General features: G+C 69.0%; 13 protein-coding genes. 10 read left to right on the top strand and 3 right to left on the bottom strand.

Annotation, left to right across the window (positions count from 1 at the left end; all coding sequences use genetic code 11):
* Positions 1 to 36 precede the first annotated feature (36 nt).
* From AZOLI_RS24645 to AZOLI_RS24690, 10 genes are all read left to right on the top strand, one after another.
* Positions 37 to 1806: an ABC transporter ATP-binding protein gene (locus AZOLI_RS24645; protein ID WP_014189344.1), complete on the top strand. Its 1770-nt coding sequence runs from the start codon at positions 37 to 39 to the stop codon at positions 1804 to 1806.
* A 212-nt stretch (positions 1807 to 2018) separates the two neighbouring features.
* A complete protein-coding gene (locus AZOLI_RS24650; RefSeq protein WP_244442661.1) occupies positions 2019 to 3878 on the top strand; it encodes an ABC transporter substrate-binding protein in 1860 nt (619 codons plus the stop codon).
* 6 nt (positions 3879 to 3884) lie between these two features.
* Positions 3885 to 4916, top strand: a complete 1032-nt coding sequence (locus tag AZOLI_RS24655) for an ABC transporter permease (RefSeq protein WP_014189346.1) — start codon at positions 3885 to 3887, stop codon at positions 4914 to 4916.
* Between the two features lie 26 nt (positions 4917 to 4942).
* Positions 4943 to 6130, top strand: a complete 1188-nt coding sequence (locus AZOLI_RS24660) for an ABC transporter permease (RefSeq protein ID WP_044553304.1) — start codon at positions 4943 to 4945, stop codon at positions 6128 to 6130.
* A gap of 266 nt (positions 6131 to 6396) precedes the next feature.
* On the top strand, positions 6397 to 7710 hold the full coding sequence (locus tag AZOLI_RS24665; RefSeq protein ID WP_014189349.1) for a glycosyltransferase family protein: 1314 nt from the start codon (positions 6397 to 6399) through the stop codon (positions 7708 to 7710).
* Positions 7711 to 7748: 38 nt separating this feature from the next.
* Entirely contained in the window at positions 7749 to 9023 is a 1275-nt protein-coding gene (locus AZOLI_RS24670) for a glycosyltransferase family 4 protein (RefSeq protein WP_044553110.1), read from the top strand.
* The gene (locus tag AZOLI_RS24675; protein WP_014189351.1) at positions 9020 to 10135 is read left to right on the top strand and encodes a glycosyltransferase family 4 protein; all 1116 of its coding nucleotides are present in this window, start codon (positions 9020 to 9022) and stop codon (positions 10133 to 10135) included. The genes AZOLI_RS24670 and AZOLI_RS24675 overlap by 4 nt, the downstream gene beginning before the upstream one ends.
* Positions 10132 to 10926: a histidine phosphatase family protein gene (locus AZOLI_RS33780; RefSeq protein ID WP_014189352.1), complete on the top strand. Its 795-nt coding sequence runs from the start codon at positions 10132 to 10134 to the stop codon at positions 10924 to 10926. The genes AZOLI_RS24675 and AZOLI_RS33780 overlap by 4 nt, the downstream gene beginning before the upstream one ends.
* A complete protein-coding gene (locus tag AZOLI_RS24685) occupies positions 10923 to 12068 on the top strand; it encodes a glycosyltransferase family protein (protein ID WP_014189353.1) in 1146 nt (381 codons plus the stop codon). The genes AZOLI_RS33780 and AZOLI_RS24685 overlap by 4 nt, the downstream gene beginning before the upstream one ends.
* Complete coding sequence (locus tag AZOLI_RS24690; RefSeq protein ID WP_014189354.1) at positions 12065 to 12814, top strand: polysaccharide deacetylase family protein; 750 nt, start codon at positions 12065 to 12067, stop codon at positions 12812 to 12814. Before AZOLI_RS24685 ends, AZOLI_RS24690 begins: the two co-directional genes overlap by 4 nt.
* A 74-nt stretch (positions 12815 to 12888) precedes the next feature.
* Here AZOLI_RS24690 and AZOLI_RS24695 read toward each other — a convergent pair whose 3' ends face one another.
* The 3 genes from AZOLI_RS24695 to AZOLI_RS24705 form a co-directional block, all read right to left on the bottom strand.
* Positions 12889 to 13530 carry an Abi family protein gene (locus tag AZOLI_RS24695; RefSeq protein WP_014189355.1) on the bottom strand — a complete coding sequence of 214 codons (642 nt, stop codon included), beginning with the start codon at positions 13528 to 13530 and terminating at the stop codon, positions 12889 to 12891.
* A gap of 107 nt (positions 13531 to 13637) precedes the next feature.
* On the bottom strand, positions 13638 to 14123 hold the full coding sequence (locus tag AZOLI_RS24700; RefSeq protein WP_014189356.1) for a helix-turn-helix domain-containing protein: 486 nt from the start codon (positions 14121 to 14123) through the stop codon (positions 13638 to 13640).
* Positions 14124 to 14473: 350 nt separating this feature from the next.
* Positions 14474 to 16840 (bottom strand): cellulase family glycosylhydrolase, encoded by a 2367-nt coding sequence (locus AZOLI_RS24705; protein WP_014189357.1) that lies wholly within the window; start codon positions 16838 to 16840, stop codon positions 14474 to 14476.
* Between the last annotated feature and the right edge of the window lie 187 nt (positions 16841 to 17027).

The following is a 17027-nucleotide window of genomic DNA, read 5'->3' on the forward strand; positions in this document are numbered from 1 at the left end:
GGGGCGGGAGAGGGCATTCCTCCAGGAGACGCGACGATGCTGAAGGTGGAGGGTCTGACGATCCGTTTCCGCACTGCGCCGGTCGACCGTCCGGTCGTCGACGGCGTCGGCTTCTCGGTCGGGGCGGGGCAGAGCGTGGCACTGGTCGGCGAATCGGGGTCCGGCAAGACGCTGACCTGCCGCAGCATCCTGCACATCCTGCCGCGCGGCGCGGAGGTGGCCGGCGGCTCCATCCTGTTCGGCCGGGGGCCGGAGGCGGTCGACCTTCTGCGGGTTTCGCGCTCCGGCCTGCGCGACATCCGCGGCAGCCGCATCTCGATGATCTTCCAGGAGCCGATGAGCGCGCTGTCGCCGCTCCACAGCATCGGCGACCAGACGATGGAGGTGCTGCGGCTGCACGGCCACTGCAACCGCCAAAGCGCCCGCGACCGGTGCCTCGCCATGTTCGAGCGGGTCGGCTTCCCCGATCCGCTGCGCGCCTTCCGCTCCTACCCGTTCCAGCTGTCGGGCGGCCTGCGCCAGCGGGCGATGATCGCCATGGCGATGGTTGCGCGCCCGCAGCTGCTGATCGCCGACGAGCCGACCACGGCGCTGGACGTCACCCTGCAGGCCCAGGTGCTGGCGCTGATCAAGGAGCTGCAGGCCGAGACCGGCATGGCGGTGCTGCTGGTCACCCACGATCTGGGCGTGGTCGCCAACATGGCCGACGCCGTGGTGGTGATGCGCGCCGGCCGGGTGATGGAATCCGGCTGCTGCGCCGACGTGCTGGGCCGGCCGCTGCACGGCTACACCCGCAAGCTGATGGCCGCCGCCCCCTCCATTCCCGAGATGACCTGCGCCCTTCCCGCCGCCGGCGCGGAGGACGCCATCCTGGAATTCCACGGCGTCGCCAAGAGCTACGAGCGCGGCTCCGCCCGTGTGCGGGCGCTGGACGGCATCGACCTGTCGGTGCGGCGGGGGGAGACGCTGGCCATCGTCGGCGAGTCAGGATCGGGCAAGACGACGATGGCGCGGCTAGCGATGCTGGCGGAGCGGCCGGACCCCGGCGGCCGCCTGCTGTTCCGCCCGTCCGCCGGGGAGCCGCCGCTCGACCTCCTGTCCGCCGCGGGGCCGGAGCTGACCGCCTACCGCCGCCGTGCCCAGATGGTGTTCCAGGACCCCTATGCCTCCCTCAGTCCCCGCATGAGCGTCGGCGAGATCATCGCGGAGCCGCTGGCGATCCACGGAGTCTGCGACCGCGGCGAACGGCGCGAGCGGGTGCAGGCGCTGATGGCGCAGGTCGGGCTCGATCCCGCCTGGGCCTGCCGCTATCCGCACGCCTTCTCCGGCGGCCAGCGCCAGCGCATCGGCATCGCCCGCGCGCTCGCCCTCGATCCGCAGCTGTTGATCTGCGACGAGCCGACCTCGGCGCTCGACGTGTCGGTGCAGGCGCAGGTCCTGGACCTGCTGGAATCGATCAAGCGGCGGCTCGGCCTCAGCCTGATGTTCATCTCGCACGATCTGGCGGTGGTGGCGCGGCTGGCCGACCGGGTCGCGGTGATGCGCGCCGGCCGGGTGATGGAGCAGGCACCGCCCGCCGTCCTGTTCTCCGCCCCGCTGCACCCCTACACCCGCGCACTGATCGCCGCCTCGCCCGAACCGGACGTCAGCCGCCCGATCGACGTCGCCACCGTGGCGCTCGGCGCCGGCGCCCCCGACCTGTGGCCGGAAGCCTTCCGCCCCACCCCCGACGGCGCCCCGCCCCCCCTGGTGGAAGCCGCCCCCGGCCATTTCGTAAGGGGCCATTTCGCGAGGCGGGCGGCATGAGGGCCATCATCGACCTTCTTTTCGGCCGTCATCCCCGCGAAGGCGGGGATCCAGGTGCTCCCGTTGCGACGATGCCGGAAAGGCTGGATTCCCGCCTTCGCGGGAATGACGGCCGATTCAGGTTCGGCTCTCTCGGCAAAGCAACACTCGGCCTGACGATTGCCCTCCTCCTCACCACCCCGGCCGCCGCCTTTACCCCGCAGGAGCCGGCGATGCTGCGCGATCAGGTCGTCTACGGCCTCATCCCCCCCGTCAGCCAGCGCATGCCGGCGGAGCCTCTCATCGTCGACCCGACGGCGAAGGGCCGCGATCTCGGCCGTTCCGGCGGCTGGATCCGCACCTTCATCACCCAGCGGCGCAACAGCCGCGTCGCCGTGCTCTACGGCTATGCCCGGCTGGTCGGCTACAACGGGAAGCGGGAACTGGTCCCCGACATCCTGAAGGACGTCACCGTCGTCGACGGCCGCGACTTCACCCTGACCCTGCGCGCCGGCCACCGCTGGTCCGACGGCGCCCCCTTCACCAGCGACGACATCCGCTATTGGTGGGAGGACATCGCCAACAACCCCATGCTCTCGCCGTCCGGCCCGCCGCGCTTCATGCTGGTGGACGGCAAGCCGCCGCAGGTCAGCTTCCCCGACGCGGTCACCGCCCGCTTCCGCTGGGAGGAGCCGAACCCCTATTTCCTGCCCGCGCTCGCCGCCGCCCGGCCGCCCTTCATCTATCGGCCGGCCCATTACCTGAAGCGCTTCCACGCCCGCTACACCGGCGAGGCGGAGCTGTCGCCGCTGATCGCCAAGTACAAGGTCCGCAACTGGGCGGCGCTGCACAACGCCCGCGACGACATGTTCCGGATGGAGAACCCGGACGAACCGACCCTCCAGCCCTGGATGGCGATGTCGAAGGGCACCGGCAGCCATCTGCTGTTCCAGCGCAACCCCTATTACCACCGCTTCGACACCCGCGGCATGCAGCTGCCCTACGCCGACGGGCTGGACGTGACGGTGATGGCCGGCGGGCTGATCCCGGCGCAGGTCGCCACCGGCAAGGCCGACCTCCAGGCCGAAGGGCTGACCTTCTCCCAGGTGCCGGTGCTGGTGGCGGGGGAGGGGGGCGGCAACTACCGCACCCTGCTGTGGCCGGAGGGCAAGGCGGCGGAGATCGCGCTCTACCCCAACCTGAACTACAACGACCCGGTCTGGCGCGGCCTGCTGCGTGACGCCCGCTTCCGCCGCGCCCTGTCGATGGGGATCGACCGGCGGATCATCAACCGCTCGCTCTTCTTCGGGCTGGCGCGGGAAAGCGGCGTGGACGTGCTGCCGGGAAGCCCGCTCTACAAGCCGGAACGCACCGGCGTCTGGACCGGCTACGACCCCGAACGGGCGGCGGCGCTGCTCGACCAGATCGGGCTGAAGCGCAAGCGCGGCGAGGCGTACCGCGACCTGCCCGACGGCCGCCCGCTGGAGGTGATCGTCGAATCGTCGGGCGAGAAGCCGGAGGTGGCCGACGCCCTGCAGATCATCGCGGAGACCTGGCGCGACATCGGCGTCCGGCTGCTGGTGCGCACGGTGGACCGCGACGTGCTGCGCAACCGCGTCTATGCCGGCCAGACCATGATGGCGGTGTGGGGCGGCTGGGACAACGGCGTCCCCGATCCCGACAGCAGCCCGGAGGAGCTGGCGCCGATGACGCAGGAGAATTTCAGCTGGCCGAAATGGGGGCAATATTACCAGACCTCCGGCAGTGCCGGCGAGGCCATCGACATGCCCATCCCGCAGGAGCTGATGGACTTCGCCCGCCGCTGGCGCCGCACCACCGACGAGACCGAACGGCGCGCCCTGTGGTCGGCGATGCTCGACATCCATGCCGACCAGATCTTCGCCATCGGCGTGGTGTCGAAGACGCCCCAGCCCATCGCCGTCTCCAACCGCCTGCGCAACGTGCCTGACAAGGGGCTGTGGCTGTGGGATCCCGGCGCCTATCTCGGCATCTACCGGCCCGATGAGTTCTATTTCGCCGACGCCCGCCCGGCCGACCCGGAGCCGGCCGGCCTCCACCGCGGGGGGGAATGACCGCCCATGCTGCGTTTCATCCTGCGCCGGCTGCTGGTGATGATCCCGACCCTGATCGCGGTGTCGATGTTGATCTTCATCGTCATCAACCTGCCGCCCGGCGATTACCTGTCCAACCAGATCGCGGAGCTGCGGGCCACCGGCCAGGAGGCCGGCCTCGCCAAGGCCGAATTCCTGCGCCGCGAATACGCCCTGGACCGCCCGCTGCCCGAACAATATCTGGTCTGGATCGGCGTCTGGCCGGGGCCGAACGGCTTCAACGGCCTGCTGCAGGGCGACCTCGGCTGGTCCTTCGAGTTCAACAAGCCGGTGGCGGAGGTGGTGGGGGAGACCCTGTGGTTCACCGTCATCCTCAACCTCGCCGCCGTGCTGTTCGTCTATCTGGTCTCCTTCCCGCTGGGGGCGCTGGCGGCGATCCGCGCCAACAGCTGGGTCGATTACCTTGCCGCCACCATCGGCTATATCGGGCTGGCGACGCCCAACTTCCTGCTGGCGCTGATCCTGCTCTATTACGGCCAGAAATGGTTGGGCCTGCCCATCGGCGGGTTGCTGGATGCCCAGTACGAGAACCAGCCGATGAGCTGGGGCAAGATCGGCTCTGTGCTTGAACACCTGATCGTCCCCACCATCGTCATCGGCCTGTCCGGCACCGCCGCCATGGTGCGGCGCCTGCGCGCCAACCTGCTGGACGAGCTGGGCAAGCCCTATGTCGTCACCGCCAAGGCCAAGGGCGTGCCGCCGCTGCGCCGGCTGACCCGCTATCCGCTGCGCATGGCGCTGAACCCCTTCGTCTCCGACATCGGGTCGCTGCTGCCGTCGCTGGTGTCGGGCTCGGTGCTGATCTCCGTCGTGCTCAGCCTGCCCACCATCGGGCCGGCCCTGCTGGGGGCGCTGCGGGCGCAGGACATCTTCCTGTCGGGCTTCATCCTGATGTTCATCTCGCTGCTGGTGCTGGTCGGCATGCTGATCTCCGACATCGCGCTGGCGCTGCTCGATCCCCGCATCCGGCTGGGCAAGGCAAGGAAGGCCCAGTCATGAAGGACCGGAGCATGGAAGGCGGGGGCATGAAGGGCGGAGGCGTGAAGGGCGAAGGCGTGAAAGGCGGCTGGGACCATTACGTCGACAGCCGGCCCTATCCCGATCCCGCCGCGCCGGACGGCCCGGCGACCCGCTTCGATCCGGGCGCCTCGACCGCGCGGCTGATGCTGCGGCGGTTCCTGCGCCACCGGCTGGCGGTGCTGGGGGCGCTGTTCCTCGGGCTGTCCTATCTCAGCCTGCCCTTCGTCGATTTCCTGGTTCCCTACGGCGCCAACGAACGCGACGTGGAGCATCTCTACGCCCCGCCGCAGGGCATCCACCTGTTCCACGACGGGCGGTTCATCGGCCCCTTCGTCTACCCGACCACCGGACGGCCCGACCTGAAGGATTATCGCTGGCGCTACGAGGCCGACGAAAGCCGGCCGATGCAGCTGGAGTTCTTCTGCCCCGGCGCGCCCTTTCGCTTCCTCGGGCTGGTGGAGATGCGGATGCGGCTGGTCTGCCCGCCGCCGGGGGCGACGCTGCATCTGCTCGGCACCGACCGGCTGGGGCGGGACATGTTGTCGCGGCTGGCCATCGGGGCGCAGCTGTCGCTGACCGTCGGGCTGCTGGGCATCGCCGTGTCCTTCGCCATCGGCGTCACGCTGGGCGGCATGGCCGGCTATTTCGGCGGCTGGATCGACTCCGGGGTGCAGCGCCTGTCGGAGATCCTGAAATCCCTGCCGGAACTGCCGCTGTGGCTGGCGCTTTCCGCCGCGGTGCCGGCGCAATGGAGCCCGGTGACGGTGTTCCTCTGCATCTCCGTCATCCTCGGCCTGCTGGACTGGCCGTCGCTGGCCCGCGCCGTGCGCTCCCGCTTCCTGGCGTTGCGCGAGGAGGATTTCGTCATGGCGGCCGAGCTGATGGGCGCCAGCCCGGCGCGGATCATCCGCCGCCACCTGCTGCCCAACTTCGCCAGCCACCTGCTGGCCAGCGCCACCCTGTCGATCCCGGCGATGATCCTGGGCGAGACGGCGCTGTCCTTCCTGGGACTCGGCCTGCGCGCGCCGGCGACCAGCTGGGGGGTGATGCTGAACGACGCCCAGAACCTGATGGCCGTGGAAACCTATCCATGGGTGTCATTGCCGATGCTGCCGGTGATCCTGGTAGTCTTGTCCTTCAACTTCTTCGGCGACGGACTGCGTGACGCCCTGGATCCCTATCATGGCGATTGAGCCCGGAACGGGATGGACGGCCGAAGGCCGGAAAGCCCTCCCCATCTATGCGTTATGTCATAGCTGGATTGCCTCACCCTGGCCGGAAGTCGGCTTGATGCGCGGCACAATCCATGTGAGGGGTTTTGTCCAGGCTGGAGCGTTGCTGCCGGCGCCTGGACAAACCCGCAACCGCCGGCGACCGAACCGGTTCCCAGACAAGAACGACGATCTGTCCCGCAACGGATTTTCGGTTCCGAAGCATTGCTGAAGCGGAGTGTCCGAGCATGCACCAGCCACAGCCATCCCTTCGGTCCCTCCATCCCGACCGGGCACCGCCGCGCATCCTGCTCTACAGCCACGACACCTTCGGGCTTGGGCATCTGCGGCGGTCGCGGACGATTGCCCAAGCCCTGGTGTCGGCCTTTCCCGAGGCCTCCGCGCTGATCCTCACCGGCTCGCCCGTCGCCGGCCGCTTCGATTTCCCGCAGCGCGTCGACCATGTGCGCCTGCCGGGCGTGGTGAAGCAGCCGGACGGCGGCTACACCGCCCGCAACCTCGGCCTGCCGATCGAGGAGACCGCCGCCATCCGGGCGGAGATCATCCGCGCCACCGCCCGCGCCTTCCGCCCGACGCTGGCCATCGTCGACAAGGAGCCGACCGGCCTGCACGGCGAATTCCTGCCGGCGCTGGAGGAGATGCGGGCCGGCGGCAACACCCGCGTGGTGCTGGGCCTGCGCGACGTGCTGGACGCGCCCGAGGCGCTGCAGCCGGAATGGGAGCGCAAGGAGGCGGTGGCCGCCATCGAGCGCTATTACGACCAGCTCTGGATCTACGGCCTGCCGGAGGTCTACCGCCCGCTCGACGGCCTGGAGCTGCCGCCGGAGGTGGCGGCGCGCGTGCGCTACACCGGCTATCTGCGACGGGAACCGTCGGAGGGCGGCGGCGCCGTCCAGGCGGCGGACAGCCTGATGGCGGCGCCCTATGTGCTGGTGACGCCCGGCGGCGGCGGCGACGGGGCGGCCCTGGTCGACTGGACCATCGCCGCCTATGAGAGCGATCCGGATCTCGCCCCCAACGCGCTGATCGTCTACGGCCCCTTCCTGGAGGATGCCCGCCGCCAGGAATTCGCCGCCCGCATCCGCCGGCTGAAGGGCAGGGTGGAGACCATCAACTTCCATTCCCGCATGGAAGACCTCTATGCCGGCGCGGTCGGCGTGGTGGCGATGGGCGGCTACAACACCTTCTGCGAGATCCTGTCCTTCGACAAGCCGTCGGTGCTGGCCCCGCGCACCCGCCCGCGGCTGGAACAGCGCATCCGCGCCGAAGCGGCGGAGGCGTTGGGCCTGCTGCGCACGCTCGACAGCGACCGCGACGGCGGCGACCCGCGGGCGATGGCCGATGCCATCCGCGCGCTGCCCGCCCAGCCGCCGCCCTCGGCCAGCCCGCTGCCCGGCCTGCTCGGCGGGCTGGACCGCATCGTCGAGCTGACGCGCGAGGTGCTGCAAGCCGAGTCGGCGGTCGCCCGCGCCACCCCTGTCACCCCGATCCGCCGGGCGGCGCAACGTCTGTCCCGCGCGGCGATGGGCAAGCGCGCATGATCTCCGGACCGGGGAAGGACGGCCGCGTGCCGTCCCCCATGATTTCGAATGCCGTGCCGTTGAAGCTGACCGTGCCGTTAAAGGTGGCGGTGGTGGTGAAGGGATACCCCCGCCTGTCGGAGACCTTCATCGCGCAGGAGATCCTGGCCCTGCAGGAGCGCGGGGTCGATCTGGCGATCTGGTCGCTGCGCCACCCCACCGACGGCCGACGCCACGCCCTGCACGACCGCATCGCCGCGCCGGTCCATTACCTGCCGGAATATCTGCGCGACGAGCCGCGGCGGGTGCTGCGCGCGCTCGGCCGGCTGCTGCTCCGCCATCCGGCCGGGCTGGCCCGGACGGCGCTGGGCTGGCTGCGCGACCTGTGGCGCGACCGCACTGCCAACCGGGGCCGCCGCTTCGGTCAGGCGCTGGTGCTGGCGGCGGAGCTGCCGGCGGATGTTCCCTTCCTCTACGTCCATTTCCTGCACACCCCGGCGTCGGTCGGGCGCTATGCCGCGGCGATCCGCGGCATCGGCTGGGGCTTTTCCGCCCACGCCAAGGACATCTGGACCACGCCGGAGTGGGAGAAGCGCGAGAAGCTGGCCGACGCCCGCTTCGGCGTCACCTGCACTGCGGTGGGGGCGGCGCATCTGCGCGGGCTGGCGGCCGATCCCGAACGCATCGACCTCGTCTATCACGGCCTCGACCTCGGCCGCTTTCCCGCCCCGCCGGATCGCACGGACGCGCTGGACCGCGACGGCTCCACCCCCGGCCGCGCGGTGGAAATCCTGTCCGTTGGCCGGCTGGTGGAGAAGAAGGGCTACGACCGGCTGCTCGACGCCCTGGCGACTCTGCCGGACGGCCTGCATTGGCGGCTGGTCCATATCGGCTCCGGCGAGCTGAAGCAGGCCCTGCGCGCCCAGGCCGAGCGGCTCGGCCTGTCGGACCGCATCGACTGGCGCGGCGCGCAGGACCAGGCGACGGTGATCGAGGCGCTGCGCCATGCCGATCTGTTCGTGCTGACCAGCGTGGTGGCCGGCGACGGCGACCGCGACGGCCTGCCCAACGTGCTGATGGAGGCGGCGAGCCAGCGCCTCGCCATCCTGTCCACCGCTGTGTCGGCCATCCCCGAATTCATCGCCGACGGCACCCATGGCCTGCTGACCGACGGCACCCCGCCGGCCATCGCCGCCGCGCTGGAACGGCTTGCCAGCGACCCGGCGCTGCGCCTGCGGCTGGGCGGGGCCGCCCATGACCGCCTGCGCGCCGAGTTCGGCATGACCGCCGGCATCGACCGCCTCGTCCGCCGGCTGGAGGAGGCCGCGGCGTGAGCGCCCCACCGGCAACCCGCATCGCCTTCTACGCCCCGCTGAAGCCGGTCGACCACCCCATCCCCTCCGGCGACCGCCAGATGGCGCGGCTGATCCTGCGCGCGCTGGAGGCGACCGGCCCGGTCGAGGTGGCGAGCAGCCTGCGCGTCTATGACGGCTCCGGCGACGCCGCGGTCCAGGCGCATCTCCAGGCCGCCGCCGGCGCCGAGCGCGAGCGCCTGCTGTCCCTCTACGCCGCCGAGCCTGCACGGCGCCCGTCGCTGTGGCTGAGCTACCATGTCTATTACAAGGCCCCCGACCTGATCGGCCCCGTCATCGCAAGCACGCTCGGCATCCCCTATGTCGTGGTGGAGGCGACCCGCGCCCGCAAGCGCCTGACCGGCCCCTGGTCCGCCTTCGCCGCCGCCGCCGAGACGGCCATCGAAGCGGCCGACCTCGTGCTCTGTGTCAGCGCCCGCGACCGGCAGGCGGTGGAGGCCTATGGCCCGCCCGGCCAGCGCGTGGCGATGCTGCCCCCCTTCCTCGACCTGCCGCCTTCCGTCGAACGCACCGGCCCGGCCTCTCCGCCCCGCCTGCTGACCGTCGCCATGATGCGGCCGGGCGACAAGCTGGCCTCCTACCGCCTGCTGGCCGAGTCCCTCGACCTCCTTGCCGCCCGGCCCTGGACACTCGACATCGTCGGCGACGGCCCGGCGGCGGCGGAGGTGTCGGCCCTGTTCGCCCCCTTCGGCCCGCGGGTGCGGCTCCTCGGCGCCTGCGCCCCCACGGACCTCGCCGCCCATTACCGCGCCGCCGACCTGCTGGTCTGGCCCGGCCTGAACGAGGCCTTCGGCATGGTCTATCTGGAGGCGCAGGCCCATGGGCTCCCGGTGGCCGCCATCGACAATGCCGGCACCGGCACCGTCATCCGCGACGGCGTCGGCGGACGGCTGACTGGCCCGACGCCACATGACTTCACCGCGGCACTGGCTGGTCTGCTCGCCGACCCGTCGGCCCTGCGGTCGCTCGGCCAAAGCGCCCGCGCTTACGTCGAGACGCATCACGGCCTGCCCGCCGCGGCGGAGCGCCTGCGCCACCTGCTGACCGGTCTGACGGGACGGGTGCCGGCATGATTCGCCTCGCCTTCCTGCGCCATGGCGTCACCGGCTGGAACCGTGAGGGGCGCATCCAGGGCCGCACCGACATCCCGCTCGACGCGGAAGGCCGCGAGCGCCTGTCCCGCCTGACGCTGCCGGAGGACTGGCGCGACGCCACCCTGCACGCCAGCCCGCTGTCCCGCGCCGTGGAGACCGCCCGCCTGCTGGGCAACGGCCGCCCCGTCCACACCGACCCTCGCCTGATCGAGATGGACTGGGGCGCCTGGGAGGGGCTGCGCGGCCACGACCTGCGCGCCGATCCCGCCAGCGGCTACCGCGACATCGAAGACTGGGGCTGGGACTTCCGCCCCCCCGGCGGCGAAAGCCCCGCCGACCTCCGCGACCGCCTGACCGCCTGGCTGGACACCCTCTCAACCCAGCAAGAATCCCCTCTCCTAACGCAGCATCAATCCCCTCTCCCCCCCGGGGAGAGGGTTAGGGTGAGGGGGTCGCGCGGCGGCCCTCCACCGAGAATCCACGCACTGCATCCCCCTCACCCCGACCCTCTCCCCGCTTTCGGCGGACCAAAGGTCCGCCTGTCGCGTCAGCGCAAACGAAGTTTGCGCGTGAGCGGGGGGGAGAGGGGGATGCACCTCATCGTCACCCATATCGGCGTGATGCGCGTCGCCCTGGCGCTCGCCTGGGGCTGGGACTTCCGCGGCCCGCCGCCGGTGCCGGTGAAGCGCGACCGCCTCTATGCCATGACACTCGCCGCCGACGGCACCCTCCGCCCCACCGGCAACCGCGAGGGGGAGCGCCTGTCGTGAAGCTCCTGATCGCCGTCACCCACCTTCTCGGCACCGGCCATCTCAGCCGTGCGCTCGCCCTGGCCGAGGCGTTCTCCGCCCGTGGCTGGAGCGTCGATGTCGTCAGCGGCGGGCGCCCGGCCTCCCATCTCGGCAGCGGCGGCGCCACCCTGCACCAGTTGCCGCCGCTGGCGAGCGACGGCGCCGATTTCGCCACCCTGCTGACCGCCGACGGGCGCCCCGCCGATGCCGAAACCTTCGCCGCTCGGCGCGCGATGCTGACCGGCCTGCTCGACGCCCTGCGCCCCGACGTGCTGGTCACCGAACTCTTCCCCTTCGGCCGCCGCGCACTCGCTGCTGAGTTCGACGCCCTGCTGGAGCGTGCCCGCGGCCTGCCGGCCCCGCCGCTGACCCTTGCCTCCGTCCGCGACATCCTGGCCCCGCCCTCCAAGCCGGCGCGGGTGGCGGAGACGGAACGCCGGCTGCTCGGCTTCTATGACGGGGTGCTGGTCCATTCCGACCCCGCCGTGGTGCCGCTGGAGGATAGCTGGCCGCTGACCCCGGCGATGCATCCGCTGCTGCGCTACACCGGCTTCGTCGTCCCGCCGCCGGCCGCTGCCGATGGCGGAACGGACGGGCAGGGCGAGATCCTGGTAACGGCCGGCGGCGGCCCGGTCGGGCGTCCCGTCTTCGAGGCCGCCGCCCTTTGCGCCGCCTCCGCCGCCCTGCCACAGCGCTGGCGCCTGCTGGTGGCGAAGGGCGACGCGGCGCTGGCCGACCGGCTGCGCGCCATGGCCCCGCCCGACCACCTGCTGGTGGAGCCGGTGCGCCCCGACTTCCGCGCCCTGCTGGGCCGCGCCGCCGCCAGCGTCGGCCGCTGCGGCTACAACACCGCGCTGGACTGCCTGACGGCCGGCGTCCCCAGCGTTTTCTGCCCGTTCGAGGACGGCAAGGAGGTCGAGCAGACCATCCGCGCCGCCATCCTGGCCCGCCGCCCCGGCATCGCCATGCTGCGCGAAGCGGATCTCACCCCCGACAGCCTTGCCGGCGCCCTGCAGTCCGTCCTGGGCATGCGCACCCCGCCGCTCGACCCGGCATCGCTGGCCGGGGCGGCGCGCAGCGTCGAGATCGTCGAGACCATGCTGGCGGAGAAAAGACCATGAGCGACTGGACCGCCGTAAACGAAGAACTCGCCCGTTGGACGGATCTCGGCCTCCGCTGCGCCATCTGGCTGCGCGACGACGACGCGGTCGCCGCCAGCCCGCAGCTCGACCGATTGCTGAACCGCTGCACCCAGGCCGGCATCCCCCTCGGCCTCGCCGTCATCCCGGCGGAGGCCGAGCGCTCGCTCGCCGACGCGCTGGCGGACCAGCCGCATGCGACCGTGCTGGTCCATGGCTGGTCCCACGCCGACCATGCCGCCCCCGGCAAGAAGAAGTGCGAGTTCGGCCCCGAACGTCCGCCCGACATCCGCCAGGCCGAGGCCGAACGCGGCCTGTCCGTCCTGCGCGCCCTGTTCGGGAACCGCGTTCTGCCGCTGTTCGTCCCGCCCTGGAACCGCATGGCCGCCGACATGCCCGACCGGCTGGCCGCCGCCGGCTACCGCGCCGTCTCCGCCTTCGGCGCGCCGCCGCGGGAGCGGGGCGGCATCGCCTGGATCAACACCCACCTCGACCTGATCGACTGGCGCGGCAGCCGCTCCGCCGTATCGCTCGACGCCCTGCTCGACACACTGTGCCGTGAGTTGCGCGAACGGCGGGAGGGCCGTGGCGACCCGCATGAGCCCATCGGCCTGCTGACCCATCACCGGGTCCATGACGAGGCGATCTGGGCATTGCTCGACCGCCTGCTCGACCGGCTGGCGGGGCATCCGGCGCTGGAGTGGCCGGCTGTCGGCAGCTTGGGGTGACCGCAAGTCCGATAAAAATCGGCAGAGCCAAAAAGACATTAAATTGATATATCCATCGGGAACTTGAAAAGTTTCTAACCCAAAGTAATGATTTCGATTGGATGCACGCTCTCGAAGCGGCTATGCGCTCGACACCATTCCAGCGCAGGCGGTGACAACCATCCAGTTATTTCCAAGATGCTGGCATGCCGCTTCCGCAGGTCCCACATCACTATCGGTTCGTGATGCGCGATTCTGTTCCGCAGGCTGCGGATTTGCGCGAGTGGACCTGAAAAATCCTTGCGACGCAGGCCTTTTCCGTCCATGCGGCGGCCAACCTTGTGCAGGGTCTGCTGCCACAGCGTTTCGTAGTCCTTGCCGAACATCGCCGTCCAGAAGCTGAAGGTCAAAGCGGCTACGATCCGACCGGCTGTCGGTTCCTTCTTGCTCTGCTCGATGTCTTTGATGGCTTTGGCGAGTTGCTCCGGCTGCCACTGACCCAGCAAGACGCTTTCATCCCGGAACCAATTCTCGTGGAAGGCGCCGCTCATCACAGCGTGAATCCGGTTCCGAAGGGCAACTTCAAGCATCTGCAGGGGCGTATAAAGGGCTTCCGACAATGCGGTGTTGAGGGTGTAAAGCTCGATCGCGCGTTCGCGGTCGCCGCCCGCCCAATCAAGGTAGCGGCTGAACCGTTCCAGGGAGAGAGCCTTCTCCAACTCCTCGTAGGAATTCATTTTACGGCTTCCTCTTGCGTTCTTTCCGTAGCTGTCCTATATTAAATTCGTACACCCCGGTACCGTCTCTGCCTCTGGCATGCGGCCGGGGTTCATTTTTTCCCGGATCACATTCTAAGCCCCTTGGGCGTTTGCAGTGCCGCTTTGCGCTCTCTGCGCAGTTTCTTTTCAGCAGCGAACTCCGGCTCCAAAGCCTGCACTCTCGCAACCAGCCCATCCAGATGGTAGATGTTGCTGTTCCAGTCGCCGGCGGCTGTCTTGCGCTGTTCGCGCAGAAGTAGGCCCGCCCGTTCAAGTTTCCTGATGTTGTTCTGGATCGTTTTCTCCGTTACGTCCATACGCTGAGCCAACTCCCGCTTGGTCGGGAATGGCTTGCGCGATGGCTCGCGCCAATAATCCAAAATTTGAATAATGATATTCATCTGCATTGGGTTAATACCTAACCGGCGCTGAGCCTGGATCAACATAGAAGGAATTCCGGCATAGCCATGGCTATAAACGGCCTTGACCCATATCTTCTCAGTAGACGACAGATTTCTTGCTGAACCAGTCGAAACGGCAGCCACGCTCTCTTTCAAATCGCTTTCACTCATTGCACGATGTCTCCTTTGCTGAAGACGATACGCGGAGAAATACAGGCTTTCAATATTCGGCCGGAAAGAGGGTAGGGAACCTACAGGGGGGTCCCTATCCTCTGCTCATTGAGCTGCATCGGCTTTCCCGCTTCAAGGTACACGGTGCTTTGATGGTCGGATTTCGACCCGTCCCCGGGAAACCCAATTACCGTCTGGTGGGTTATTTAATTTCCCCACCCAAAGACCCATGGCCCTTCATACTGGACGCAGCGTAAAGCACACGACCATCGAAAAACGCAACGGGGCCGACCCGCGCCTTTGGCGACGTGGATCGGCCCCGTGCTGCAGTGCTGTCCTCGTGGAAGAGCTTACGCCGCGTGCTCGGTGATGTAACCCGTGGCGGCACCGATGCTGGTGTTGCCGTGGGTCAGGTTCAGCAGGAAGTTCTCCGTTCCTTCATTGCCCGAATTGTCGCCGTTGATGTGGACGGTGACGGTCTTGGTGGTCTCGCCCGGCTGGAAGGTCAGGCTGCCGCTGGCGGCGGTGTAGTCGGACCCGGCCTTGGCGGTGCCGTCCTCGGTCGCATAGTCGATGGTGGTGGCGGTGGTGACCGCCTTGGCCAGCTGCACGGTGAAGACCGCCTCGTCGCTGCCCGCCACGGTGCCGGAGCTGCCGGTGCCGGACGCCAGACCCGCCTTGATGATGTTCATCTTGTTCGGGTCGATGGTCTTGTAGTCGTCCTTCAGCAGGCCGCCGACATCGCCCGATTCCGGCGTCCAGGCCCAATAGGTCCAGTTCATGCCCTGCTGGCCGGCCGGCAGGTCGCTCTTGCCGTCCAGATCCCAGTCGCCGTTCATGTACTTGACGAAGGCGTTGGCCCAGGTCTGCTCGGCGGCGCTGTTCATCTGGCCGCCGAACTCGCCGATCAGCACCGGCGCGATGTTGTTCTTATAGATATAGCCCCACATGCTGTCGTACTGGGCCGGCAGGTTGTTCGGATAGGCCGGGTCGTTCAGCCAGCTGAAGTTGCCGACGCTGTGGCCGTAGGCGTGCGGGGAATAGACCAGCTTGTTCGGCACGTCGAACTCGATGGGACGATCCTTCACGCCGGCCAGCGTGCTGCTCCACTCCGTGCCTTCGACCAGCATCAGCCAGTCCTTGTTGACGGACTGGATGGCGTTGCCGATGCGCTCGGCGGCCGAGGCCCAGTCGGTGGCGGCGTTGCCGCCCCAGGTGGCGGACACGCTCGGCTCGTTGTGCAGGTCGGCGCCGATCACCGCCTCGTTGCCGGCATAATGCTTGGCCAGCATCTTCCAGTTTTCGATGACCTTCGATTCCGGGTTGTTGTCGGTGTACCACAGCCCGTGTTCGTTGGTGCCGGCGCCGCCGTCGTTGCGGTGGTGGTCGAGGATCACCTTCATGCCGACCTTGCCGGCATAATCGATGACCTTGTCATAGACCTCCAGCCGGGTCAGGCCCTTCAGGTCCGGGTTCTTCGAATAGTCGATGCCGTTGGTGACCGCCTCGCTGTCGAACATGTCGTCGGCCCAGGTCAGGCGGATGACGTTGAAGCCCAGGCCCTTCATGCTGTCGATGTGGCCCTGATAGCTGTCGGCCCACAGGCCGGCCGGCACATAGTTGTAGCCCTCGCCGCCGAACCAGTTGACGCCGGTCAGCCGGACGGTGTTGCCGCTTTCGTCGACGATCTGGTTGCCCCTGGTGCTCAGGAAGCCGTTGATCGACCCGCTGCTCTGGCTCTGCACCATGCCCGGATCGGCGACGGTGACGTTGCCGACCTTGACCGACGGCGTGCTGCCGCTGCCGGTGGAGCCCCCCGTGGGGCCGCCTGCGCTGCCGCCGTCGCTGCTGCCGGTATCGCCGCCGGCGTCGCCGGTGGAGGCGTTGAAGTGGCTGGCATCCAGCTTCGCGGTCAGCGTGGCGTTCCAATAGAGGTCGGTGGTGGCGCCCAGATCGGCACCGTCGGCCTCGCGCAGGACCGACACCGCATCGTCGGTCGCCGCGACGGCCTTGCCGTCGACGCTGACGCTGTGGACGTACAGGTTGCGGTCGGCACCGTCGACCATGGCGTCGTTGTCGTATTTCACCTCGACCGAATGGGCCGCGCCCTGGGCCAGATCGGCGGTGAACTTGAATTCCTTGGCTTCGGCGCTGTCGGCGATGCCCTTGCCGATCTCCTTGCCGTCCACCAGCACGGTGAAATGGGCGCCCTCGCCGCCGGCGGCGTTGCCGGCGGCAGTCACGGCGATGACGTTCTGCGCGGTGCCGGCGGCCGGGGCGGTGATCGGAGCCGCGGGGGCGGCCGGGGCGGCGGTCTGGGCACCGGCGTAATAGCTGGCGGGGGTGCTGAAGGTCAGCGCGCCGTCCCACCACATGGCCTCCTGGCCGGCCTGGGTCGGCGCCGGGGCGGCATCGTCATGGCGTTCATAGATGGCGTCGGTCGGCTGCAGCGTGTGGCCGTTCACCTCGATAGACTGGACGTAGAGGTCGCGGTTGGCGCCGGTCGCGGTGTCGTTGTCGTAAACGACCTGGATCTTGTGCGCCATGTTGGCCGCAAGGTTGGCGGTGAAGCTGTAGGCCTTCGACGAGGCGGTCGCCGCATTGGCCGTCCCGACCTCCTGACCATCCACCAGCAGCTTGAAATTCGGCGCGACGCCGTCCGCGGACTGGCCGTAGGCGTTGACGACGATCTTGCTCGGCGCGGTGGTCGTGCTCATGACTTAGTTCCTATATCCGTTGTGTTGAAGCCATGCTGGCGTTCCAATGGTTAATGAAACCTTTCCAAATCCGGTTAAGTTTTCTCGAAGCTTGTGGCAAAATTGGCTCATCCGATCACAGGGGCGTTCAAGGGGTACGGGCTATGTTCGGCAACTATATCCCATCATGGTCACAGGGATCTCCGGT

The sequence above is a fragment of the Azospirillum lipoferum 4B genome (genome assembly GCF_000283655.1).
Taxonomy (GTDB): Bacteria; Pseudomonadota; Alphaproteobacteria; order Azospirillales; family Azospirillaceae; genus Azospirillum; species Azospirillum lipoferum_C.

Bases quoted from the DNA above. Each gene is read 5' to 3' on its own strand.
- AZOLI_RS24700 (WP_014189356.1), bottom strand. From the start codon at position 14,123: ATGAGTGAAAGCGATTTGAAAGAGAGCGTGGCTGCCGTTTCGACTGGT.
- AZOLI_RS24655 (WP_014189346.1), top strand. From the start codon at position 3,885: ATGCTGCGTTTCATCCTGCGCCGGCTGCTGGTGATGATCCCGACCCTG.
- AZOLI_RS33780 (WP_014189352.1), top strand. From the start codon at position 10,132: ATGATTCGCCTCGCCTTCCTGCGCCATGGCGTCACCGGCTGGAACCGT.
- AZOLI_RS24690 (WP_014189354.1), top strand. From the start codon at position 12,065: ATGAGCGACTGGACCGCCGTAAACGAAGAACTCGCCCGTTGGACGGAT.
- AZOLI_RS24670 (WP_044553110.1), top strand. From the start codon at position 7,749: ATGATTTCGAATGCCGTGCCGTTGAAGCTGACCGTGCCGTTAAAGGTG.
- AZOLI_RS24695 (WP_014189355.1), bottom strand. From the start codon at position 13,530: ATGAATTCCTACGAGGAGTTGGAGAAGGCTCTCTCCCTGGAACGGTTC.
- AZOLI_RS24660 (WP_044553304.1), top strand. From the start codon at position 4,943: ATGAAGGGCGGAGGCGTGAAGGGCGAAGGCGTGAAAGGCGGCTGGGAC.
- AZOLI_RS24665 (WP_014189349.1), top strand. From the start codon at position 6,397: ATGCACCAGCCACAGCCATCCCTTCGGTCCCTCCATCCCGACCGGGCA.
- AZOLI_RS24645 (WP_014189344.1), top strand. From the start codon at position 37: ATGCTGAAGGTGGAGGGTCTGACGATCCGTTTCCGCACTGCGCCGGTC.
- AZOLI_RS24705 (WP_014189357.1), bottom strand. From the start codon at position 16,840: ATGAGCACGACCACCGCGCCGAGCAAGATCGTCGTCAACGCCTACGGC.
- AZOLI_RS24650 (WP_244442661.1), top strand. From the start codon at position 2,019: ATGCTGCGCGATCAGGTCGTCTACGGCCTCATCCCCCCCGTCAGCCAG.